The organism is Maribacter sp. Hel_I_7 (assembly GCF_000688315.1).
Lineage (GTDB): Bacteria > Bacteroidota > Bacteroidia > Flavobacteriales > Flavobacteriaceae > Maribacter > Maribacter stanieri.
Genome location: NZ_JHZW01000002.1, coordinates 1,981,654 through 2,007,058, shown reverse-complemented (window position 1 = coordinate 2,007,058; position 25,405 = coordinate 1,981,654). Strand labels below are relative to the sequence as shown.

General features: G+C 33.8%; 19 protein-coding genes. 3 read left to right on the top strand and 16 right to left on the bottom strand.

What is annotated here, in order from left to right; translation table 11 throughout:
- Window positions 1-63: 63 nt before the first annotated feature.
- From P178_RS0110255 to P178_RS21780, 13 genes are all read right to left on the bottom strand, one after another.
- A complete protein-coding gene (locus tag P178_RS0110255; protein ID WP_051638232.1) occupies window positions 64-1,191 on the bottom strand; it encodes a M20 family metallopeptidase in 1,128 nt (375 codons plus the stop codon).
- 45 nt (window positions 1,192-1,236) lie between these two features.
- Window positions 1,237-2,649, bottom strand: a complete 1,413-nt coding sequence (locus tag P178_RS0110250) for a Gfo/Idh/MocA family protein (RefSeq protein WP_027066144.1) — start codon at window positions 2,647-2,649, stop codon at window positions 1,237-1,239.
- A gap of 57 nt (window positions 2,650-2,706) precedes the next feature.
- Complete coding sequence (locus P178_RS0110245; RefSeq protein WP_081819418.1) at window positions 2,707-4,323, bottom strand: PQQ-dependent sugar dehydrogenase; 1,617 nt, start codon at window positions 4,321-4,323, stop codon at window positions 2,707-2,709.
- A gap of 35 nt (window positions 4,324-4,358) precedes the next feature.
- Window positions 4,359-5,222, bottom strand: a complete 864-nt coding sequence (locus P178_RS0110240) for a GNAT family N-acetyltransferase (RefSeq protein ID WP_027066142.1) — start codon at window positions 5,220-5,222, stop codon at window positions 4,359-4,361.
- A gap of 9 nt (window positions 5,223-5,231) precedes the next feature.
- A complete protein-coding gene (locus P178_RS0110235; protein WP_027066141.1) occupies window positions 5,232-6,299 on the bottom strand; it encodes a dihydrodipicolinate synthase family protein in 1,068 nt (355 codons plus the stop codon).
- 83 nt (window positions 6,300-6,382) lie between these two features.
- The gene (locus tag P178_RS0110230; RefSeq protein WP_051638231.1) at window positions 6,383-7,423 is read right to left on the bottom strand and encodes an NAD-dependent epimerase/dehydratase family protein; all 1,041 of its coding nucleotides are present in this window, start codon (window positions 7,421-7,423) and stop codon (window positions 6,383-6,385) included.
- 42 nt (window positions 7,424-7,465) lie between these two features.
- Window positions 7,466-8,686 (bottom strand): Nramp family divalent metal transporter, encoded by a 1,221-nt coding sequence (locus P178_RS0110225; protein ID WP_027066139.1) that lies wholly within the window; start codon window positions 8,684-8,686, stop codon window positions 7,466-7,468.
- Window positions 8,683-9,942: a hypothetical protein gene (locus tag P178_RS0110220; RefSeq protein WP_027066138.1), complete on the bottom strand. Its 1,260-nt coding sequence runs from the start codon at window positions 9,940-9,942 to the stop codon at window positions 8,683-8,685. The genes P178_RS0110225 and P178_RS0110220 overlap by 4 nt, the downstream gene beginning before the upstream one ends.
- A 248-nt stretch (window positions 9,943-10,190) precedes the next feature.
- On the bottom strand, window positions 10,191-11,504 hold the full coding sequence (locus P178_RS0110215; RefSeq protein ID WP_027066137.1) for an amidohydrolase family protein: 1,314 nt from the start codon (window positions 11,502-11,504) through the stop codon (window positions 10,191-10,193).
- 113 nt (window positions 11,505-11,617) lie between these two features.
- Entirely contained in the window at window positions 11,618-13,168 is a 1,551-nt protein-coding gene (locus P178_RS0110210) for a RagB/SusD family nutrient uptake outer membrane protein (protein WP_027066136.1), read from the bottom strand.
- Window positions 13,169-13,195: 27 nt separating this feature from the next.
- Window positions 13,196-16,519 carry a TonB-dependent receptor gene (locus P178_RS0110205; protein WP_051638230.1) on the bottom strand — a complete coding sequence of 1,108 codons (3,324 nt, stop codon included), beginning with the start codon at window positions 16,517-16,519 and terminating at the stop codon, window positions 13,196-13,198.
- Window positions 16,520-16,712: 193 nt separating this feature from the next.
- The gene (locus P178_RS0110200; RefSeq protein ID WP_027066134.1) at window positions 16,713-17,831 is read right to left on the bottom strand and encodes a FecR family protein; all 1,119 of its coding nucleotides are present in this window, start codon (window positions 17,829-17,831) and stop codon (window positions 16,713-16,715) included.
- A gap of 139 nt (window positions 17,832-17,970) precedes the next feature.
- The gene (locus P178_RS21780; protein WP_051638229.1) at window positions 17,971-18,552 is read right to left on the bottom strand and encodes an RNA polymerase sigma factor; all 582 of its coding nucleotides are present in this window, start codon (window positions 18,550-18,552) and stop codon (window positions 17,971-17,973) included.
- Between the two features lie 580 nt (window positions 18,553-19,132).
- Here P178_RS21780 and P178_RS23235 point away from each other — a divergent pair.
- Window positions 19,133-19,486 (top strand): hypothetical protein, encoded by a 354-nt coding sequence (locus tag P178_RS23235; RefSeq protein ID WP_155941609.1) that lies wholly within the window; start codon window positions 19,133-19,135, stop codon window positions 19,484-19,486.
- Between the two features lie 33 nt (window positions 19,487-19,519).
- A complete protein-coding gene (locus P178_RS21775; protein ID WP_155941608.1) occupies window positions 19,520-20,755 on the top strand; it encodes a glycoside hydrolase family 31 protein in 1,236 nt (411 codons plus the stop codon).
- A gap of 291 nt (window positions 20,756-21,046) precedes the next feature.
- Here P178_RS21775 and P178_RS0110185 read toward each other — a convergent pair whose 3' ends face one another.
- The 3 genes from P178_RS0110185 to P178_RS22645 form a co-directional block, all read right to left on the bottom strand.
- Window positions 21,047-23,347: a type IA DNA topoisomerase gene (locus tag P178_RS0110185; RefSeq protein WP_027066133.1), complete on the bottom strand. Its 2,301-nt coding sequence runs from the start codon at window positions 23,345-23,347 to the stop codon at window positions 21,047-21,049.
- A gap of 192 nt (window positions 23,348-23,539) precedes the next feature.
- Window positions 23,540-23,980, bottom strand: a complete 441-nt coding sequence (locus tag P178_RS0110180; protein WP_081819417.1) for a DsrE family protein — start codon at window positions 23,978-23,980, stop codon at window positions 23,540-23,542.
- Between the two features lie 279 nt (window positions 23,981-24,259).
- Window positions 24,260-24,700: a BLUF domain-containing protein gene (locus P178_RS22645; protein ID WP_197026794.1), complete on the bottom strand. Its 441-nt coding sequence runs from the start codon at window positions 24,698-24,700 to the stop codon at window positions 24,260-24,262.
- Window positions 24,701-24,932: 232 nt separating this feature from the next.
- Here P178_RS22645 and P178_RS0110170 point away from each other — a divergent pair, with 232 nt between their 5' ends.
- Window positions 24,933-25,400 carry a hypothetical protein gene (locus P178_RS0110170; protein WP_027066131.1) on the top strand — a complete coding sequence of 156 codons (468 nt, stop codon included), beginning with the start codon at window positions 24,933-24,935 and terminating at the stop codon, window positions 25,398-25,400.
- Window positions 25,401-25,405: the final 5 nt, after the last annotated feature.

Sequence of the window (25,405 nt, the reverse complement as noted above, 5' to 3'; positions counted from 1 at the left end):
TTGAATAATGCTTAATTAAAAAAGACATCGCTCGTTGATGATATCATCAAAAGAAAAATATGTTTATTCAGTAATAGCGTTTTTATTTAAAATTATATTGGTATAAATCTCTACCACTTTTTCTATCTTATCTACATAGCAAAACTCATCTGTTTGATGAGCCATTTCTGGTTGACCCGGACCTAAAATAACCGTTGGAATACCTCCATACGCACCTTGAAGCACTGAACCGTCGGTGAGATATGGCAATGCTTTAGGATAACCAGGAGAATTCTTTAAAATACCACAAGCATTATACACCCTTTCAACAAAAGGGTCTTTTTCTTCAGTGGAAACTGCTATTAAATCCGTTAAGGTTTCAATCGACACTTCCTCTCCCAGTTCGTCTTTAATTTTAGCTAAAAGCTTATCGTGATCTACCTTAGTTGTAGTTCTAGCATCAATGGTGAATTCAGCATAATCTGGTACCGAATTAATGTTTTGCCCACCAAAAACCTTTCCTACATTCACTGTCGGCAAACCAAGTAAATCATCTTCTTCAACGTCAAAATCAAATTTCTCAATCTTTGAAATAGCCTTAGCTGCTTTATAAATTGCATTTTCTCCTAAATGTGGCATAGAGGAATGAGCTGTGACCCCAGAAAATGAAAGATTAAGATAGAGTCCGCCTTTATGACCAATTGCCGGAATATTAGCAGTTGGTTCACCAACCACAATACCACTTGCCTTACCAAGTCTTGGATATGTTTTTATTAAATCTTTAGCGCCTTGGCAACCCAATTCTTCTCCTGCTGTTAATACCAACCTCACGCCACCTTCAGGAGACCCTAATGAGAAAGCATTTATCGCAGCTACAACCATAGCAGCAACTCCGCTTTTCATATCACTTGATCCTCGTCCATATAATTTTCCGTTCTTCTCTTCTCCTCCAAAAGGATCTACTGACCATTTTTCAGCACCTAAGGGAACTGTATCAAAATGCCCTGTAAAAACTATTGGCAAATCAGTTTCAGAAAATCCTTTTCCTGCAATAACATGTATTCGTTTACCTTCAAAAGGTACGTATTCAACATCAAACCCATTTTCCTCCAATAATTCACCCACATATTTAGCCGCATAATACTCGTTGCCCGGAGGGTTTACGGTATCCATAGCTATGAGTCTTTTTGTAAGATCCAATACGTTAATCATAATTTGAAATCTTTTAAATTATTAATATTGATTAAATCATTAGACCTAACTAATTATGTCTAATGGCTTGGTTGTTTTCCAATTTCCTCTTGTAAAATCAGGAAACTCTTGTGGGGCACCATTTTGTGCAACAGAAGCTTCACTTAATGCGCCAACAGAACTCCAATAACAACCTTCATATACGTTTTGATCTAAAGGCTCTCCATTTCTTAAACACTCAATAATCCGGTATCTCATTATAAAGTCCATTCCACCATGCCCACCCATTTTCTTTGCTAAATCTCCCAAGCGTAAGTATAATGGATGTTCATACTTTTCAAATATCTTTTGTAATTGCTCTCCTTCGGCATATTCATGGTGATTTTCAGGATCTCCCTCTACGCCACCTTCTAAAGCAACACGAGTTGGAAAACCAGTTAAAGTACCTTTTGTTCCTTGAATCAGGTTATGTCTAGTATACGGTCTAGGACTAGTTTCGTCCCACTGAACCATAATTGTTCTACCTAAATGCGTTTTAACGATAGATGTATTTATATCACCACCCTTAAAATCTAATTGGTTCCATTTATGGTCAGGTGGAAAGTTTTTAGCAGCATACAAATTCCTTCCTTTTCCCGGAGAAGAAAATGAGTTTATAAATTTAAAGTTATCTTCTCCCCTTGCCAAGTTCATGTATTGAGCAACCGGACCTAAACCATGTGTTGGATAAAGGTTACCATCGCGATTTACATATTCATATGTTCGCCAAGAGCCAGTACCACGTACTACATCGTTCATCTGAAATCTTAATTCATGAATGTAGGCAGCCTCCCCATGAAGTAATTCGCCAATAACACCCTTTCTACACATATTCAAATAGAGTAATTCTTCCCTATTATAATTGACATTTTCCATCATCATACAATGCTTCTGGGTTTTCTCAGAAGTATCAACTATCTCCCACATTTCTTCTAAAGTCAAAGCAAGGGGAACTTCCACAAAAACGTGTGCTCCACTTTTCATAGTTTCAATAGCCATCGGTGCGTGTAAAGACCATGGAGTACAAACAAAAACTGCATCTGGCTTTTCCTTTTTTAGCATTTTTTTCCAATCGTTTTCACCATCGGTATATAAAGTAATATCCTTATGTCGGGTTCCAGCACCGTTTTCTAAACAAGCCTTCGCAGATCTTTCTGCTAAATCTTCATATAAGTCGCTGATTGCAACGACCTCTGTTCCTTCAATAGCGGAAATTTGTTCCACGTGACCCGCTCCTCGATCACCTACACCTATAAACGCACATCTAACCGTATCTAATTTTGGTGCGGAAAAACCGCCCATATAAATGGCTCCTGGTTTTGATGCTGGTATATTATTAATACTGCTACCAAGAATTGAATTTGACCATACCGAGGCAGATGCCAATCCCATACCTGCAATCGATGTTTTTTTTATAAAATTTCTTCTATTAGAACTCATGAGTTATGTTTTTTCTATTAAATGTTATATTTCTAAATAGTCTGGTATTTGCTAATTTTAGAGTGCCGCTTTAACCTTTGAAACTTCATCTTCAGTAATACTTGGGTGACCGTTACCAAATGATGCCCTTACATAACTAAGCACATCTGCCAATTCTTTATCTGTAAGAAATTTAAAACTGGGCATATCTTGGTTATATGTTTTTCCTTGAACTACTAATTTACCAGACACCCCCTCAATTACACTTTTCATGAATCTCTCTTTATCGCCAACACCTTCTGTTTTGGATAATGGAGGAAAAAAACCATCACTACCAGAACCATCGGCTTTATGACAAGAGGCACAATATTTTTGATAAACAGCCATACCCGCACCAGCAATACCATTGGCCATAGCAGCATTATCAACAGGCGTCTGTTTCTCTGTCATCTCTACCAAACTGCTCCTTAAATCATCACTTGCCTGTCTAATTCTAATTATGCGATCATCATCTATCATTGGTAATTTTGTATCACTATAAAATTCAGGATTAGCTTTTGGGTGCCAGTCTTTATTACTAGTACATAAATATATATCGCCATTAGGCGCTACTATAACATCTCTAATTCTACCAAACTGTCTATTGAAAGCTACGCTCTCCCCTTCAACTTTTGTTCCGTCCGAAGAAAGTTTCAAAACTCTTAAGCTTGTACCTTTTAGAGACCCTACCAGAATGCTGTTAGTCCACTCAGGAATTGTGTTTGAACCAAAATAAGCGATACCTGAAGGTGCAATGGTCGGTGTCCATTCTTTTATAGGCTCTACTATTGTAGAATCTTTACAGTATGCAATTTCATAAGGTTCATTGCAATAGCCTGTAACATCTGGCCAACCATAATTGCCATTTGCTTTTATAATATTCAATTCATCATCATTAGCTTCGCCATGCTCCGAACTATATAGTATGTTATTGGCCATCACCAAGCCTTGCACGTTTCGGTGACCTCTAGAATAAACAGGACTTTCTTTTATAGGATTATCGATGGGTATAGAACCATCAAGATTTAATCTCAGTATTTTGCCTGATATTACACTCGTATTCTGAGCTAATCTTTTTTTTCCGGCATCACCAAGGCACAAGAAAACTTTATTATCTGGAGAAATTACAATTCTACTTCCGTTATGATAGCTTCTTCCGGGTATATCCTCCAACAATATTAAAGGGGTTTCTAACCTTCCATCGTTATAAGTATACCTAATTAGTTTAGACCGTATCTCATCATTTTTAGCATAGGTATAATGCAAAAAAACATAAGGATGCTTTTCCATATCTGGATGCACTGCAAAACCTAAAAGACCATAAGATTTCTTTACTAAAACATCATCTACCTGTAATAGCGTTTTAATTTCTCCAGTATCGGTATTCAATTGGTTAACTGTCCCTTTTATTTCTGTAAACCATAAGATGTTACTGTCCTCTCCTCCCCAACAAAGATCCCAAGGATACTCCAAATCTTTTGCAACAACAGAAACTGCCAATTGAGACGTCTCTAAAGACTTTTTAAATAAATACTTTTGATAAGATTTATTTTCACTTGATTTTTTATTAGAATCCGCACAGGAAAAATTCAATACTATTAGCAACAAAAAACATGTGTTTAAAGCTATTGCTGTGATACTTCGTTTTAAATTCATTCTTTTATTATTACATTAAGTGGCTAAAAAACCAATTACCCCAACTCTGGTCCCGCAATTAAAAACTGTTTATTAACCAACCCCGCAAACGAATTATTTTTCAAATACATTCTTACAAATGATCTTTGAAAGGAGAAACCTAGGCTAGCTAGTCGCTCTTTAAATTTGAACTGATCATGCAAAACATCGATAACTATAGATTGACCTACGTTATTTTCAAGTATAATCTCAATAAGGTTTAAAGCATCATCGACGGTTTCTGCCATAAGTGGACCTAGTTGAAAATAATTACGTCCAGGTCGTACGAAAACATACCCTACGATACATTCATTTCTAATAAGACACCATCCTTTATTTTTTTTCTTTAAAAAATTGATTAAATCAATTCTGTTGGCTCCAAAAAATTTCGAATCAAGTTTAGATAACTCAACCAAATCATTCTCTGATATTACTCTAACAATGTCTCTACTCCTATTATTTATAATTGAATTAAAGGGGGTAGTTACCATTCGATCAATTTCCAATTCTTCTTGAAAACCTAATTTTTTATACACTGGAATACCTGCAGCAGTCGCATCTAATTTTATTGATTTACAACCTTCTAATTTTTCAATAATGGTATTTAAAAGACTTTTACTTACTCCCAAACCTCTAAAGGCTTTAGACACCAGCATCATCCCAATCCATGCAACATCATTTTTATAGTTTATTGCTGTTACTGTACCTATTATTGCAGTTTTATATGTTGCCACAAGACATAAATTGGAGTTCAATTCTAAAAACATTTGCCAATCTACCTGGGTTTGGTTCCAATTTTCTGCAAGAACCAATTGCATTGCTCCTGGTATATCTGTAGCAACCATTTGTCTGACATTAATATTTTTTGGTACAATTTCCATATTCACTTATTATTTAAGCCAAGCTTCTAAATTCTCTGCTATAAAACCATCATCATTAAGTTCAGGGTAAGCCCCATAAACCCTATCTATTTCTGCCTTTTGTAATGGACTTAAATGATCCTTTTCATTTAAGGTCCAAGTACCTTCTAAAAGCCCTTGTCTTCTTAAAACTTCATGCAGCCCCACAATACAGCCTTTGAAATTATTTGCAGCATCAAAGAATGCAGCATTACTATCTGTAATTTTAGCTGCCATGGTTAACATTTTAATCGAGTCTGTAGAATAAGACCCTTTCTTGATATTTTCTAAAAGAGTTACTGCCTCTTTTGCCCAAACGGACCAATGCCCTAACAAGCCCCCTACGATTCTCTTTTTTATGATTTCACCATTTGATTGAACTTCAAATTCAGTCATTAAATCAACCAAAATATTATCATCATTACCAGTATATAAAGCTATTTGATCTGCCCGACCAGAATTTATAACAGCACGTACTACATCAAACGTTTGATATCTATTGAAAGGAGCCATTTTAATTGCGACTACGTTCTCAATTTGTGCAAACTCTAACCAAAAATCAAAATCTAGATAACGACCACCAACAGCAGTTTGCATATAGAAACCTATTATAGGTATCACTTTAGACACCTCTCTACAGTGATTCAACAAATCTTGATTAGATGCATTTGGTAATGAAGCTAAGCTTAACAAAACAGCTTGATATCCTAGATCGGACGCTAACTGAGCTTCTTGCAAAGCTTGATTAGTATTACCAATTACACCTGCAATACGAAGAATAGTTCTATTTGTCTTTGATGTATAATTATCCATTTCTTCTTTAGCCAATTCTAATACTGGCTTAAAAAGATTTATATCTGGCTTTCTAATTTCAAATTGGGTTGTATGAACGCCTACTGCTAAACCTCCGACGCCCGCATCTAAATAATATCTTGATAATGCTCTTTGCCTTTTCTCATCTAACTTTCTAACTTGATTTAATGCCAAAGGATGTGCTGGTATTACCGTACCCTCATGAAGTAATTCTTTTGCTTTTGGGGATAATTTATTTATGCTCATATGTACTCATTAATATTATTAACCGTTTATTGACTCACCGGTATTAGCAACCTATTTGCTCTTTTAAAAATCATTTAGAATTCTTAATACTTTCCGTCTTTCACTTCAAAATGTGTTGGCTTTCCATGAACAGACTTACCTGCCTTTACCCAATCAGCAGTCCATTTAATTACCTCATCGGCAGAAACTTCTGGGCTACCCATTTCTTTAGTGATCAATGATGAATTTGAAAGAAGCGCTACATCGTCTTCCTCTCCTGTAACCACCACTTCTTTGCCCATTAGTTGTCCAAATTCAATAGCTACATCTTTTACCGAAATTGTTTCCAATCCGGTTATATTCAATATTTTAGCAGGACTTTCACACATTAATAATGACCGTAATATAAATGCATTAGCATCACCTTGCCAGATAACATTGGCGTAGCCCATAGTAACATCTACTGGTTTATTATTCTTAACTTTTAAGGCTATATCTACTAAAACTCCATACCTCATTTCAACAGCATAATTAAGCCTGATTAATGAAATTGGCGTCTTGTTTTCCATACTTCCATATTGAAACAGACGTTCTCTTCCTAAACATGATTGTGCATATTCGCCAACAGGTAATGCCTGATCTGATTCTAAAGAACCTCCAGAATTTACATCTACCAAAGGATAAACACAGCCTGTAGAGAGAGCCACGATACGCGATGTTTTATACTGCTCAACCACTAGTCCTGGGATAAAAGAATTCATAATCCAAGTGTAGGGTTCATTTCCTTGTGTGCCGAATTTTGTACCTGCCAAGTAAATTACATTGTCAACATCTGGTAGGCTTTTTATAAAATCTTGACTAACAAGGTCACCAGCAATCGTTTCAATACCAAGAGATTCTAAATAATCTTTATTCGCTGCTTGACTAAAACGAGAAACGCCAATTATCCTCTTAGTAACACCTGCCAAGTCACAGGCTCTTTTAGCCATATGAGCCATAGAAATACCCATTTTTCCAGAAACTCCTAAGAAGATAATATCTCCTTTAAGTTCTTTCATCATATTTACTACAGATAGCGTTGGTCTAGATATGGCTTCTTCCAATTCTTCTTCATTCTTAAAAACCTCTGGATATGTCTTTTTCATCGTTCTTTATTATTAATTATTTCATTTAAATTTTACCGCCCTTTATATTGTTAGATACCCAATAAGTTTTCCGTACATAAAATAGACAAGAGCACTAATTAGAATAAAACCTATAACCGCCATAATGTTTTGTAGAATACTGTTCTTATACTTGCCCATTATCGACTTGCTATTAAGTACCAAAAACAAACCAATAGCAATAAGTGGTACACCCAGTATAGAAGACGCTTGGGCCATTATTAATGCATATATTACATTACCTCTAAAAAAGACGGCAATGATCATACCTGCCAATAGTATTATAACTGTAAATACTTTAGGCATCTTTTCGTTCATTGAACTACCTAAGCCCATGCTATCTGCCAGTAATCCACCACCAGTAACAGAATTGACCACAAGCGAAGAAAATGCTGCAGCCATAAAACCAAAACCAAATATATACTTAGCAAAACTGCCTAGTAACATTTCTAATTGAATGGCCATATCTGCGGCAGAGTTCACTGATATTCCCTTAGGTTTCAATGTGGCCGCTGCTGTAACCACAACAAGTGTCGATATTAAAGCAAGTAGAAATACCCCTATTTTAGTGTCTCTTATACTTTTATGCATATCTGCTAATTTCCAACCTTTACCTTGTACAAGGTATGCTTGAAAGAAGGCATTATGTAATACAAAAGTTGTCCCTACCAGGGCAGCTATTTCATTAAAATCACTACCAGAAATTGCTCTTGGTATAAAGCCCATAGCAGCAGCCTCTAAATCTGGTTTTATAAAAATAAGATTGATAATGAACGCTAAAATTAAGATGACCACCATAGTCATCATTATTTGTTCAAGTGCTTTATATAGGTTTTTTGTAAAAAATACCAACACAATTGCCAAAGGCGTAAATATTAAAGGCCAAATAGTTTCATTAATTCCGGTTAGCGTCTTCATGCCCATACCAACCCCAAGATTATTACCAAACTGAAAACTTAATGCTGCTAAAAATGAACATACCCCAATGGCTACTGAGAGCCATTTCCCATATTTCTCAGCAATCGTAGTCAACAGCGATTTCTCATGTAAAACACCATAACGTACACTCATTGTAGTATAAACACTCATAGAAATTGCTCCTAACGCTATTACCCACAATAATGAATAGCCATGTGTGGCTCCTATTTTAGAAGAAACCGTTATACTACCAGGACCTAAAACTACCGCTGCTATTATAAACCCAGGACCTAAAGCTTTAAAGAAATTTTGAATTTTAGATTTCATATAGATGGTTTGTATTGCACAATAACAGGATTAGACAATTGGTTGTAAAGCGTCTGTATTTCTTTGGATGGATTTGTGTTATCAAACTTGAAAATTGAATACACATTATCTTCAAAATATCTACTTCCTTTTGGCACTTTTAATTCTCCACTATCTACAAACCTTCTGTCCCAATATCTCCCTTCATTATTAGAGTAGGATATTTTGGTTTGAGCATCGGTCATTGGTGACATAGCACCATCTAAGTTTTTATAATCAAATCGAAGACGAAGACTTCCAAACCCATAATTAGTACTATCATTATAAAAACCAAACCAATTCGCATTTGCATCAATTGGATGCTTACGAAGTTCTTTAACTGTATAATGAGAAATTAACGGAGGTTTATCATACAAGATTACTGTCTTTACTTTTCCATTCTTAAGTGGGGCAAATGCATGGGTGAAAAATTTATTCATTGTCATTTCATCGTTTCTTAACATGGTCACCGTTAAACTATCTATCATAGTCATTTCTGAAGAAAACCGAAAGAATGGTTGACCTGCATAAAACTTGTATTCTCCTTTAAGTTGAATTTCTTCATAACCTTTAACTTTCCCTGAGCGATATACCGAAATAACATAGGGACCTTTGTCTATATGAATCGAATCAAATTCATGTAAATGTGCCATTGTTTTATACTCCTCATTTTTCTTTTGAAAACTAGGGGACCAATGCATTTTAATATCTGGTCGTTCTAATTTTATTCCATCATATTCTTTTAAAGAAATGAAAGTAATTTGCCCTGGGGCCAATGGTATATTTTTTGAAGATTTTTTAGCTGTTAAATCTGCCTTATAGAATTCATTTTCCACAAAAAGATTTAACCACTCACCTTCTGCTTTCAAATCCGTAATAGTCTCTTCATCTTTCTGAACAACAACCTGATATATATTGGTTTCATTTGATTGAATATGTATCGGAAATAAACAGCGAACGAGGTTAGAATCTAGTAATACTTCTGACGCATTTAAAATCTGTCCTTTTACTAAATTGCCATCATTAGTATCTTTTAAAAAAATAGCATTATTCTTAAGTTGATGTGTATCTATTGGTATTTTCACCTCTACATATTCCAAACCACGAGCCACACCTATCGGTTCTGTAATAGTTAGAGAACCTATAACACCATCATCTTTACAAGAAAAAAGCATTAATAGAACAGCGCCTATTAAAATGTAACCACATGTGGTGAAAAAAATAATTCTTGATTTCATTTCTTTGTGTCTTATTATTTAAAGCCAAACTAAATTTCACCAATCTTTTCTATCAATATTCTCCTAAACCTTTATAAACAAAGGGGGTAGAAAGAATTTTACACTAAAAAAAACAATTAAAACCAGTCACTAAATAGTCACTACTAAAATCTTAGAAGATTTAGCTGTCAACATAAATAGTATGTCCTCATTATGGATAAAATCAATTATAATAAACCAATCTTGACTATACTGTCAACAGATTGGTACTACTCAAGCCAGATGCCATTTAACATCACCCTTTCAATGTTATACATATCTCGTATATTTTCAGTGGGATTACCACTAATCAAAAGTAAATCTGCTTGTTTGCCTTTTTCAATACTACCAAGGCGATGGTCTATTTTTAAAAACTTAGCATTCTCTAAAGTAGATGCCTTCATAATTGCACCATTACCCATACCCGTCTTAGAAAGCAAATCCATTTCATGTTGATACGACCAGCCCAATTTAGCATAAGGCACCCATGGCCCATGAGAGCCAACTGCAATTCTCACATTAGCTTTTGCACATCTACCAATAAATTCACTCATATGTTGAAAAGCAATTAATGCAGTACTATCTGTCTTATCTCCCTCAATTATATACTCGTAAGGTCCTAAAGTTGGTGTTAAGAAAGTTTGATGTTCTTCAAAAAACTTAATCAAAGAATCTGCTTTTTTACCATTTACATCAATGTCTTTCCACATTTCTAATCGCCCAGAAATTCGTGACTTATTATCTGCCATCATTTTTTGACGAAACGCTTCAGCTTTTCTTTTAGATACCAATGCTGTTCCTAATGACGTTATATGTTCAACCCCATCTAAGCCAGCTAAAACTGCTTGTCTTACATCTGTAATTTCTAAATGGGCAGTAACCGGTAACCCTTTACTATGAGCTATATCCGTAACTTCTTTAATTAAACCAAGAGGTAAATTTTGATAAATTTTAATAGCTGATACATTCTGACTAAAGAGATAATCCATAGCCTCTTTTACTTCGGCTTTATCCCTAACCATATAAGAATCTTTAGGCCATGATGGCGGCGGCATGTCTATATGTGGACCTGTTAAAAATAATCTAGGAAGAGGATCACCTGTTTCACGTTCAAAATCAAAAGCTTCTATCCATTGCCCTGGATCTCTAACAGAAGTTACTCCATTACGAACAAATTTTGTAGGGAAATGTTTAACATGGTCATAATGAAAATGGGCATCGACCAAACCTGGCATAAGAGTAAGACTATCGCCTTCAATTACCGTAGCATTCTCTGGTATTTCAATTTCTTCTTTTGGACCTACCTTATCAATTAAACCATTTCGAACTATAACAGTAGAATTTTCAATAGTAGATTCGCTTAATCCATCAAAAAGTGATACTCCAACGATTGCATATATATTATCGCCTAAAGGAATCTCCTCATGATTTACCTCTACCGGAAAAAATTTTATTTCTTTTTCAGAACCTTGCTCTTGCAAATTCTCTTTACAAGAAAAAATGACTATTACAATTGATAGATATAATAAGCTATACTTCTTCATTTTAGTTTTGTTTAATGACAAAACCAGTAACTCTAAAATTTATTTATGTTCATTGGTATAAAGGCATTCTTCCTAAGAATGAATGCCCATATACAAACTAAACTAACAAACTCTTAGTAACCTGGATTCTGAACGAAATTCTGATTCTTGTCTATTTCTCCCTGTGGTATTGGCCACAAATATCTAAACTCACTAAAATTTGATTGAGGCTCTAATCCTGATGGACCAAAAACTTCGCTTCCTAAATTCCTACGTACAATATCATACCATCTTTTAAATTCAAACGCTAATTCAATACGTCTTTCCTCCAAAATTATAGTTCGCAAATTATCAGTACCAGTTGCAATAACATCTTCAGGATAAATGGACGGAGCGTAACTGTCATAACCACTACCATAAAAATCAATAGTTCCTGCATTTCTAGCACGACCTCTAATTTGATTTACATAACCTATAGCTTCAGAAGCAATCCCTAATTCATTTGCAGATTCCGCTGCAATAAGTAAAACTTCGGCATACCTAAAAGCTGCGTGATCAAAATCAGATCTCCAACCAGCAGTTGTTCTTCCCTCGCCAGGAAACCTATTAAACTTTGCTATATGAGGTCTAGCTACCTCGAATTCAGAAAATGGTCTAACAATATCCGTATCATCAGCCAATATCAATGAATCGGCCATACTCACTTTTAGCCTATAATCATTGGCATCCCAATTATTGTAAACATTAATATGAGGTACTAGCATACTCCAACCTCTTATAGGTTTTGCACCACCTTCAACACCGTTGAACGGTCCTATTTTATTATCATTTTCATAAGTAATTGGGTTTGGATTCTCACCAGTTTGATTGCCCGTAAAATCTATAGAAAAGATATACTCTTGAGAAGCCCATTGTTCACTTTCTCTAAACACATCTTGAAAATCATCTGCCAATGCGTAATTTAATGTCCCTGCATTATCTATTACCCATTTAGCATTATCATAAGATTCTTGCCACTCGCCAATTGTCATATACACTGAAGCTAAATATGAAGCTGCCGTTCCCTTTGAAGGTCTTGATCTTACACTACCGCGCGGCTCCATTTCTAAATTATCAAAAGCAAATGTCAAATCTTCAATAATTTTCACATATACTTCTTCTGTAGTAGACTGCTCAATGCTTAATGGATCTTCTATATCTGGACTATCAATATATGGTATATTACCATAAAGCCTTACTAAATGATAATACATAAAAGCCCTAACAAACCTAGCTTCGCCTTCTGCCAAATTCTTATCACTCTCATCTACATCATCACCTAAAAGCTCTACCCCTTGAATAGCCGTATTAGCTGTAGCTATAGTTTGGTATGATGTAGCCCAAACTCCACTTACAAAAGAATTTGTAGGGGTTACTAAGAAAGGACTAAACTCAGTATAATCACTAAATTCAAGTCCGTTATCAACCATATCACTTGATAATTGTAATGGCGTGGTAAGTCCACTTCCATAATAATTTGAAGATGCCATTAAACCATACGTGCCATCTGTCATCGCATTAACATCATCTATTGTATTAAAAAAACCGATGGGAGTTAATGTCCCAATTGGTTCTTCATCTAAGTTCGCGCACCCAACAACAAATGTCAAAATAGATAGTGCAGAAAATTTTATTATATTCTTCATAATTATATTTTTGATTATTGTTAAATACTAAAATCCAATATTTAGACCTAAAGTGTAAGACTTCACATTTGGATAACTACCATAGTCCAACCCAAGATTACTACTTGAATTACTATAAGATACTTCTGGATCAACCCCTTTATAATCTGTAAGTGTGATTAAGTTTTGACCACTTATATATAGTCTAGCTGATGATAATTTAATTTTTGACAATAATGATTCAGGAAAATTATAACCTAAAGAAATGTTTTTCACTCTAATGTAGCTGCTATCATCTATCCATCTATCAGACGTCACATAACTTCTACTAATTCTAGCCTGTGGTATATCTGTATCAGTATTGGTTGGAGTCCATCTATTAAGTGCCGCTGTAGTTACATTGGTTCTGCCATTTAAAGCTCCTAATTCCATAAGGGAATAATTCATCATTTCACCACCTTCTGATCCCTGAACGAAAATATTAAGGCTTAAATTTTTATAGCTAAAATCATTGTTCCAACCCCACGTAAAATCTGGGTGAGGATTTCCAATAACACTACGATCATCATCAGTTAAGGCTCCATCTCCATTAAGATCTTTAAACTTTTCACCACCGACTTCTTCTCCTCCTTCAAGAATAATATCGTCTGCTTGAACAACACCATCGTAAACATATCCCCAAAATTGACCTACTGATAGACCTTCTCTTAGTATCTGTGTATTTCCCGCTCCAGATAAAGGAGCCGAAGAATAGTAAATATCATTTCCTTCGGTATCGTTATCAACTAGTTTAATAATCTCATTATCATTAAATGAAATATTAGCAAATGTTTTCCATTTAAAATCGCCTTGAAAAATAGCTGCGTTTACTGCAAATTCAAATCCTTTATTTTGTACCGTACCAATATTTTGTAGCTGTGTTTCAAACCCTGTATAATTTGGAGTAGGAACATTAAACAAAAGGTCGTTTGTCTCCATTATATAGTAATCGGCAGTAAAACCAAATCTATTTCCTAAAATACCAAAGTCCAAACCAATATTTGTTTGAGTTGTAGTTTCCCAAGTTAAATCGTTATTAGAAATCGTTGAAGGTCTTAAAGCTGTTACCGCATTACCCTGTACTGTCGTGAATACATCTGTAAATGATGCTAAAGATTGATAAGGACTGATAGCCTGGTTACCTACTTGACCATAACTTGTACGAAGTTTTAGTAAACTAATAGTATTAGAATCGACTAGAAATTCTTCATCAGAAATTTTCCAACCAAAAGCTGCAGAAGGAAAAAATCCATACTTTTTATTTTCTGCGAATACAGAAGCTCCTTCGTAACGGCCAGTAAACGTAAACAAATACTTATCGTTCAAGGTATAATTCAATCTACCAAAGAATGCTTCAAAAGTAGATTTTGTCAATTCTGAATCAACAGATGCCGCATTTGTACCTGCACCTAAATTCCAAAATGAAAAAGAATCAGAAATAAAACCTGAAGTTATAGTAGATGAGATTTCGGTTCTATCTTTTTGATAAGAATAACCTGCCATTAAAGAGATATCGTGGATATCGGCAAACACCTTTGAATAGTTTAAATAATTCTCATTAATTAAACTTGTGTTTCTATAATTAATAAAGGTTGCTTCACCACCAGTACCATTACCACGTTCTAAAGTTGTTGGGTAATACTGACCCGTTCTTGACCCATTAGCTTTGACACCTAAAGTTGACTTAAATTTTAAGCCCTCAGCAATTCCGATTTCAGCATATACATTACCTTGAAACAAATCGCTAATAACTTCATTCTGGTACTCTGTAGCCATGGCATATGGGTTATCAATAGGATAACCAACCACACTCAACGAATAAACGCCATTTTCATCAACTAGACCTTGAGTAGGAGAGAATTTATAAGCTCCCGAAACAACTCCAGTTTGAGATGCATCACCACCTTCTTGAGTTCTAACTCCATTTCTATTAGTTCTACGTGCGAAAAGACTTGACCCTATATTTACTGACTCAGATACTTTTAAATCTAAATTAGATGTTATTGAGTATCTCTTATAATCAGAATCTTTAATGACACCCTGTTGGTCAAAAATTGCACCTGATAAATAATAGCTTAATTTATCTGTACCTCCAGAAACTGATAATTGGTAATTCTGAATATCACCCGGTCTATAAATTTCATCTTGCCAGTCTGTACCAGTACCAGTTAGTTCTGGTACAAAATCTGGATATAGTTCTTGAATATAGCTGGTAAACTGATCAGCGTTTAATAAATTTAAATTATTGATTTCTGTTTGAGAAGAGTAAGAAGATGAAAAACTAAATTGTGGCTTGCCTTCCGTTCCTCTTTTAGTAGTTACAATAACAACTCCATTTGCACCTCTAGCTCCATAAATAGCTGTTGACGAAGCATCTTTAAGAATTTCCATAGACTTAATATCCTCAGATGGAGGCATTATACCACCAATAAATCCGTCAACTACAATTAATGGATCATTACCCGCATTAATAGAAGTATTACCACGAATTTGGATACTATAATCTGATCCAGGAGCACCATTTGTAGATTGTACAGTAACACCCGCTGCTCTACCCTGTAATGCTTGAGTAGCATCAACTACAGGAAAAGCCACTAAATCTTCTGAACTTACAGATGATACAGAACCTGTCAAGTCACTTTTCTTTACACTTCCATATCCTACAACAACAACCTCATCTAAACCAGCAGCATCTTCCTCTAGTTTAACAGAAATATTAGTTTGCCCATCTATGGATACCTCACGTGTAGAAAACCCTAAATAAGAAATTACTAAAACACCATTTTCATCTTGAACATCTAAGGAAAATTTACCGTCAAAATCTGTTTGCGTTCCGTTGGTAGTTCCTTTTTCAACAATACTTGCACCAGGTAATGGCTGATCCTTAGAATCTAATACTACACCTTCAATTGAAGTTTCTTGAATTGAATTAACCGTGCTTACTTTTAAGTCTTTTTTAGGTGCTAATTGTGACTTCTTCACCAAATAAACGCGTCTGTCATTTATATTGTATGTAGACTTGCTATCTTTAAATATGCCATTTAAAATGGCATCTATTCCTTCATTTTTAACTTTAATAGATACAGTTCTATTTAAATCTACATCCTCTATTTTATATACAAACTGAAATTCAGTTGTACTTTCAATCTCATCTAAGAGATTACCAATAGAAACATTGTTAAAGTCTAAAGTTATTTTTGTGCGTTGTGCATAGCTATCATTGGCATGAAGACTAAAAAAAGTAACCAATATAAGCAGCGTACTTAATTTCATTTTTAAGTTATAAGAAGATAAAGGATATCGCCTTCTTGAGTAATTAAGAAGTTTTTTCATACTTTTAAGGTGTTAAAATGTGGTTATTATTATGATAATCACTAGTACTAAATCGGGAGATGTTCGAGCATTTTCCGATTTTTTTTGTCCGTTTTGACAAGTTGTATTCAGTAATTATTTTCTTGGTATTCTTTTTAGACTGTACTTTTTATTTCACTAGCATCTGTTTTAAATTTTTATAATTATTGTTTTTTTAATCAATTACAACTTTACCATCATCCATAATCTTATAATTTAGACCATAGTTGAATTTTAATTCTTCAAGGACTTTCTCTATTGGTTGATTCCCGAAATTTGCATTGAATTTTTTAGCGGATAAAACTCTGTTATTATTAACTATAGAAACATTATAATGTCTTTCAAGCTTCTTCACTATGTTATCAAAGGTCATGTCTCTAAAAATAAGTTCACCATGCATCCAAGAAGTATATATTTCTGTATTCACTTGATTTTTATCCATTTTGCCATTAATCTTGCCAAAACTACCTTTATAACCAGGTTCTAATAAAATTTCATTCTGAACATCATTTTCTTTTAAACTACTAGACATACTTACAGATCCTTCTATTAGAACAACTTCTGTAATTTCATCTTCCGGATATGTTGAAATATTAAATTGTGTTCCTAATACTCGAACATTTAATTCCCCTGCATTGACTATAAATGGATGTGCAGAATCTTTTGCTACGTTCAAGTAGGCTTCACCTGATATAATTACGTTTCTATCTTGACCCTTTAAAAATTTGACCGGATATTTTAAAGATGAACCAGCATTAAGGGTTGCAATTGTACCATCTGAAAGTTTCAATTCAAATTTTCTTCCAAAAGGCACATTCAATGTATTGAAAACAAGTTCCTCTACACTACTATCTTCTGAATAAACTAATTGATTTCCATTTTGCTGACCTAATACAGCACCTGTCTTATCGGTAACTTTAACCGTTCCATTTTCCTCTATAATCTTTAAACTTCCATCTTCAAGTTCTAGAGTAATGGCGTTTTCTGGAATGTTATATGAAGTAGAAGAATTCGTATTAATAAAATTATAACTTAATACTCCAATAAAGATAGCAGCAGTAGCTGCTAATAATTTCCATGTATTGGTTTTACCCTTTTTCAAATTACCTTGAGTACTTATCTCACTCCACAAAGAATCTTTGATATCTTTTTTATCAGATTCATTCTTAAATTGTACATTCTTATTTGCTGAAGAAACCTCTTCATTAAATTGATTAAGAAGGTTATTCTCTTCCTCAGAAATTGAACCACCCAAGTACTTTTTCAATAATTCACGAAATTCGTGTTCACGCATATTTATATCTCTATAATTATATGAACCGAATAAGCCATCTAACTCACATCAGAAAATCGAATTTAACATTTTATTAACATATTTTGATTAGATGAGCTACATCCAAAATAATAACAAGACTATTATTATAGTGACTAGATTAATTAAAAAAGAAAAAGATTACTATTGGTAATTTATGCAGTACTCCTAAGTTTCGTCTAATTAATTTTAGTGCTAAAGACACTTGATTTTCAACAGACCGTTTTGATATACCTAACTGTGAAGCGATTTCTTCATTAGTATTATTTTCAACTCTACTTAGTTGATAAACTTCTTGACATCGTGGAGATAATTCTTTTAATGAATTAGTTATTACAATTTCAGTTTCTTCTAAATCGTATTGATTTTCAATTTCTGGTTTACAACATCTTAATGAATCAATTACATTAAGTTGCACTGTATTGAATTTATTATCCCTTAAATATTTAAAACAACCATAATTAACCGCTCTAAATATATAAGCTTCAAAATTCTTAATTTCTCCACTTTCTTTCCTTTTCCATAATTCTACCCAAATATCTTGAACAATATCTTTCGCAACATCTTCACTAGAAAGTATACTTTTAGCTTTCAGAAACATAGGTTCCCAATAAAGCTCAAACAGTTTTTGAAACGCCTTTCGGTTTCCGTTTCTATACTGAGAAAGAAGCAATTCGTTCATGTAAGCTTTTTCTTTCGACATTGTTATCGACTATTCGATTATGAACTTTGATAGATTATAAATGTATAAAAAAATATAGTACACAGTCTTTCTCAATATTTGAATTAAGTGAATAAAACACAGTAAAGAGCCAAAATATTTAATGAATTAGGTAAATTAAAATTCATCATTAAATAGTATTCAAGCATTATTACCACAAATAAATAAACCAAAACAATACTTCTTTAAATAAATGTATTACAGGTAATTGCAAAATATTCATTTATATAAAATAAAAAGTAAATAGCTAGAAATAGCTTGCAAATAAGTGATAAAATCAAGCTATTTAGATACAATTATGAGTATAGTAAAATTGACAATAACTTAATATCAATTTAAAATCTAGCATAATAAATTGTTTAAAAATCAAAATTTCATTTCCAGTTCATAAATATTAACAAAATGTTAAACTCGATTTTCTGATGTGAGTTAGTTGGCTCATTTGGTTCATATATGTGTACGAAGTAAAAACAACTCACATAAATCTATAGATGTTCCATTATCAAATTGTACTGACAGAACTATCACTAGAAGCAATTTTTACATAAACCAATTCAAAAATATGAGAAGAGCGATTTTAATTTCACTAATCTTAATAACTGTCTTTAATGCTTATTCTCAAAATGAAGAAAAAATAGATATAACAATACTAGAAGATGAATATTGGTGGGGAGGACTAAGTGCTATTGGTCATAATACACCTTATGATGCAAATACAACCGAAAGTCATGACCTTTGGGGTGATAATAAGGGAAATCAAGCACAACCTTTACTTCTATCTAATAAAGGTCGGTATGTCTGGAGTGAATCGCCAATAAAATATTCTTTTAAAAACGGACATATTACCGTTTCTACAAGAGAGGGTGAAATTAAATTTGGAACTGCAGGTAAAAATTTACGCGATTCATATAATTAAGCCGTAACCAATTTTTTCCCACCTAATGGAAAAATTCCAGAAGCCTTATTATTTACAAAGCCCCAATATAATACTTGGATAGAATTAATCTATAACCAAAACGAAGTCGATATTTTAAAATATGCACAATCTATTATTGATAAAGGCTACCCACCAGGAGTTTTAATGATAGACGACAATTGGCAGGAATATTATGGTACTTGGGAGTTTTCTCCTCGCAGATTCAAAGACCCTAAAAAAATGATTGAAAAACTTCATGAAATGGGCTTTAAAGTTATGTTGTGGGTGTGCCCTTTTGTAAGTGCAGATACAGAAGTATTTAGACATTTGGAAAAGGAAAAAATGTTACTATTAGATGCCGATAAAACACAAGATGTGCTGTGGGCAAACACAAAAAATAAAGCTGCAATATTTAGATGGTGGAACGGTGCAAGTGCCTGTTTAGATTTAAGTAACCCAAAAACTCAGGGTTGGTTTGAGGAAAAGTTAAATTATTTAATGGATGAATATGGAGTAGATGGATTTAAATTTGATGCGGGTGATGCGGGGTTTTATACCAATGATATAGTTTCTTACGCTCCTAATACCAATCCTAATGACCACACTACCTATTTTGCCAAATTAGGATTAAAATTTCCACTAAATGAATATAGGGCATCATGGAAAATGGCAGGTTTACCTTTAGCACAAAGGTTACGAGACAAACTCCATACTTGGGATGATTTAGAAAAATTAGTCCCAGATTTGATGTCCCAGAGCATTATGGGTTACGCATATACTTGCCCAGATATGATTGGTGGCGGAGAACACCAATCTTTTGAAAACTCAACAACAATTGATGAGGAGTTGGTAGTACGTTCAGCCCAAGTTCATGCCCTAATGCCTATGATGCAATTCTCTGTAGCACCTTGGCGAGTACTTTCTGAAGAGAATAACCAACTATGTCTTGAGGCTGCATTATTACACACTAAAATGGGAAACCTATTTTTAGATTTAGCAAAAGAAGCTTCTAAAACAGGAGAACCAATAGTTAAACCTATGAGTTTGACCTACCCAGATAGTGGTTACGAAATGGTTAAAGATCAATTCATGCTTGGAGACGATATATTAGTTACTCCAGTCGTTAGAAAAGGGGAACGTAAGCGTAAAGTAGTTCTACCAAAAGGGAAGTGGAGAGATGAGAAAAACAAAACCTTTAGAGGAGGACAATCCATTGAGATTGAAGTTCCTCTAAACCGTTTACCCTACTTCACTAAAGTTCAAAAATGACATTGAATTTAAATGATTTCTATCTTAATTACTTATATAATATATTGATAATCAAAAAACTAAAACTGCATACATTTTTGAACATGATTTTATAATTTGATAGCGGCTGAGCCCAATAAAACTGCAGAAAATTTTCCTGACTAGGAGCTTATAAACAGTAGGTCTCTGGATCGAGTCCAGTTCTCGCTACTAAGTTTAAAGAGTTAATTATCTTTTAATACGAAAGTTCATGCTATTAATTTGAAACTAGTATCTCTTCTCATTTTTCCATTTTAGCAAAACCTAAAACGTCTAATTTTCTCTAAATATTTTAAATACTAGATCTTTGGTAAGTGGTTGTCCCTTTGCCTTATCCCGAATTTCATCAAAGCTAAATCTAAAATCACAACCAGCTTTATATTCACTGCAGCCATAAGCTGTTTTTCCTTTTAGAATGGTGCCTTTGTTGCATTTCGGACAAGTATTATCTTCAGAATTACTTTTTACTTGAACTTTACCTTTTTTAGGTTCTAACTTGAGTTTGAAATTTTCATCAAACCTAACTAATCCTTCAACTGAAGTATTATTAATTTTAAAGCCTTTTAAATTTACCGTAGACCCTTTTTGAAACAACCTAACAAACTGTTTTTCTGAAATGGTTTTACCTTCAATTTTAAATGGCATTACAAAATCGCAAGTCTTATTAAATTCAGAACACCCATAAGCTGTTTTTCCTTTTCGAATGGTGCCTTTCTTACATTTAGGGCAAACCTCTGTTGTTATTCCTGTGGCCTTTTTAATAGCTTTTTTCTTAGAAGCCGCTGCTGCCGGTTTATTATTTATCGCTGAAATATTCGCCTTTTTTGTTTCACTTCGCACTTCGTAAACCAAATGATCTACCATTTGCTTCATTTGCTTAATAAAACTACCAGCACTAAAAGTTCCTTTTTCAATATCTTTTAACTGCTTCTCCCATTTACCAGTTAGCTCGGCAGATTTTAGCATTTCGTTTTGTATGGTATCAATTAATTGAATACCTGTAACTGTTGGAATTACCTGCTTTTTATTTCGCTTTATATATTTTCTACGGAACAACGTTTCAATAATATTGGCACGTGTAGAGGGTCGTCCAATACCGTTTTCTTTCATTATCTCACGAAGTTCATCATCATCAACTTGTTTTCCTGCAGTTTCCATTGCTCGTAATAGTGAGGCTTCAGTAAATTGTTTTGGCGGCTTCGTTTGCTTTTCAATAAACGAAGGTTGGTGTGGTCCCTTTTCGCCTTTCTGGAAAGTTGGCAATATTCCAGGCTCTTTGGAGGTGTTATTGGGTGTTTCGAAAACAACACGCCATCCTTTTTCCAAAATCTCCTTACCTGTTGCCTTGAATTTTACTTTCTCTGCTTTACCAATTACAGTTGTATTAGATACTTTACAATCTGGATAAAATACAGCAATAAATCGGCGTACAATTATATCGTAAACCTGTTGCTGATTGTATTGTAAGTTTATTTGTTGCCCCGTTGGTATAATTGCATGGTGATCCGTAACCTTACTATCATCAAAAACCTTTTTAGTTTTCTTTAATTTCTTCCCATCTAGCGGTTGCGTTAAAGTTGCATAGTTAGTTAAGTTCTTTAAAATTCCTGGAACTTTTGGATATACGTCATTTGGCAAAAAAGTGGTATCTACTCTTGGGTAAGTCACTACTTTTTGCTCGTATAATTTCTGAACTATTTTTAAAGTTTCATCGGCACTAAAACCGAATTTGGTGTTACAATAGACTTGTAAACCTGTTAAATCAAATAGCTTGGGTGCATATTCATTACCTGCTTTTTTGGTCGTAGAAACAATTTCAAAATCATGCTCTTTTACAATAGAAGCTAATTTCTCCCCGTCTTCCATTTTAAGAAAACGCCCTTCTTCATAACTAAATAGTGTATCGCGATAAAGTGTTTGTAATTCCCAATACGGTTGTGGTTTAAAATTTTCTATCTCATTAAACCGGTTAACCAACATTGCCAAAGTAGGCGTTTGCACACGACCAACAGATAACATTTGTTTATAGCCACCATGTTTTAAAGTATATAATCGTGTTGCATTCATTCCTAAAAGCCAATCTCCAATAGCTCTAGAAAAACCTGCGTAATATAGATTGTCGTAATCTTCTGATGGTTTTAAGTTTTTGAAACCTTCTTTTATGGCTTCTGTCGTAAGTGAAGAAATCCAAAGTCGTTCAACTTTTCCTTTATAATTGGCTTGACTTAAGACCCAACGTTGTATCAGCTCTCCTTCTTGACCAGCATCCCCACAGTTTATAACAACATCTGCTTTATCAAATAGTTGCTTAATAATTTTAAACTGTTTTTTTATACCAGAATCTTTAGACACTTTGGTTTCAAAGCGTTCCGGCAGCATGGGTAGATTGTTTAAATCCCAACTTTTCCAATGTGGCTTGTAATCATTTGGCTCCTTTAAAGTACAAAGATGTCCAAAAGTATACGTTACCGCATAACCATTGCCTTCATAATAGCCATCACGTTTGGTATTAGCTCCAAGTACAGAAGCAATTTCTCGTGCTACAGATGGTTTTTCGGCAATACAGACTTTCATTTTATAAATTATACAGGTATAAATATTGTGCACACTAGCAGAGTGCTAATAAAAACAGCGCTAAAATACAGTTATGTAGATTTTGAATTAGTGTATTTAGTAAAAATAATTGCGACACTAAGCAGTAGCAGCGAAAATACCATTAACAAGTGAAGTGTTATGGGTTCCTATTTTCTAGATTTATATTTTTACCTAGTACGTCAAGGTATTATAACCATTAGCTTGTAATTGAAGCACCCTTACCGAAGCTGTTGGCGTTACGTTGAGTCCATCAAAAAGTGTCTCTTCAGCTACACCTAATTTTTCCATGGCAACACTACATACGCTTACTTTGACCTTTCCTTTATATTTTTGAAAAAACTTCTCTAGTTCAGAATCTTTTACCAGTTGCGTAACTACTTTCCCTTTGACCACTATTTCATAATCTTCTATTAAAACTCCATTTTCAATAAGTAAATCGTACATATTTAAAACTCCTTTAAAATGCCTTTCTGTAGTAAGTACAAAAGCATACTTAGGTGTTTTTTGTAAATCGGCAACCGCTTGTTGGTCTAATTTTTTCTGCCCTTGAACTTCTACTGTAGCAGTAATCATGACCATAATGACTAGAAATGTTCGGAAAATATTGTTCATGACTTTTATTTTAATATATATATTAAATAAAAATACAGAATTATAATGCCATTTCTAATTTACGCTATGTGAAAATCCATAACTCTATTTACATCATTAGCATTTTACTACAAAATGACTAAGAACAAATTAAAAAGTAGTAAAAAATACGATCGCTGACAATGACTGTACTAACATTTAATTCGTTCAGAAATCAAAATAAATTAAACAATGTCAAAAATGAAATAATTAAAATTACACAGCTAAAAGCTCTCCGTAATTTTTGAAATGAAGTGCTTTTTAATTGAGTTTCTTTTGCTCTAATTTATTAAGTAAATTCTTAGCCGCTAGCCAAAACCGCTTGGAAGTTGGGTTGGGAATAACAGACATTTCAGGAATATCGGATTCAGGACTGACCATTAATTTAATATATTGAAAAGCTTCATTTGGTATGTCATCTGATAGATAAGCCATACTCCAAGTATCAAATTCTCTTGAATATATATTGCCCTTAGAAAGTAAAATCACTTCATAATGACGTGAATCTACCCTAATTTTTTCAAATAATGCTAGAACTATCTCAGCTTCCCCTTCCAAATACTGTATAAAAAATCCTTTATGATATATCAGGCAACCTGTAATATCATGTCTCTTATTGAAATCTCTTGACTCATTTAAAATATCATCAACTTGCGTTGAAGAAAGAGTATTGGCTGTGGATCTATACACAAGATTGTACATATACATCTAAGAATTAGAAACTATTCAATTAAATTATAAGTTAACAACTTTCAACGAATAAAACTCTCTAAACGTATTCTTTTTCTTACATATTTGTTTTAATGAATAGGCTTCATATCTTATGATAATGGTATTCAGCAATTAAATCTGATGCGTTAATTTTAAATTTAATAGCGACTATTGAAACCCATTTTTAAACATAATTTTCAACAGAACTTTAAACTGAGAAATTATGAAAAATAAAATATTAGCAACTTTAGTATTAACGGTAGTTTTAGCTTCTTGCTCAGGCACTAAAAAAACAACTTCCAATACTGAAAAAGCAGATACAGTAGTTTCTGCAGAAAAGGAAAATACCGAAAATAGCAATACAACTTCACAAGTATCTAATGCTTCAACTCAGCCCAATATTGCCGTACAAACAAACGGTTCTACAGGTGCTATGAGTAATAGTATGGCAAAGATCAATACAAAAAGTACTTCTAAAGAAAACTCTCAAATGTTCAAAGCCCTTGAGATGAGCGAAGAACAAGTTACCACATATAATACTGCAATGAACCAATTTAAAACTAAGCAAGCCAATATGCCAAGTGGTGAGATGTTAGGTAGTATTGAGAGTGAGCGAACACGACAATTAAAAAACATTTTATCTAGTGCCCAATTTGCTAAATACGAAAAATGGCAGGCAGATAATCAGTAGACATA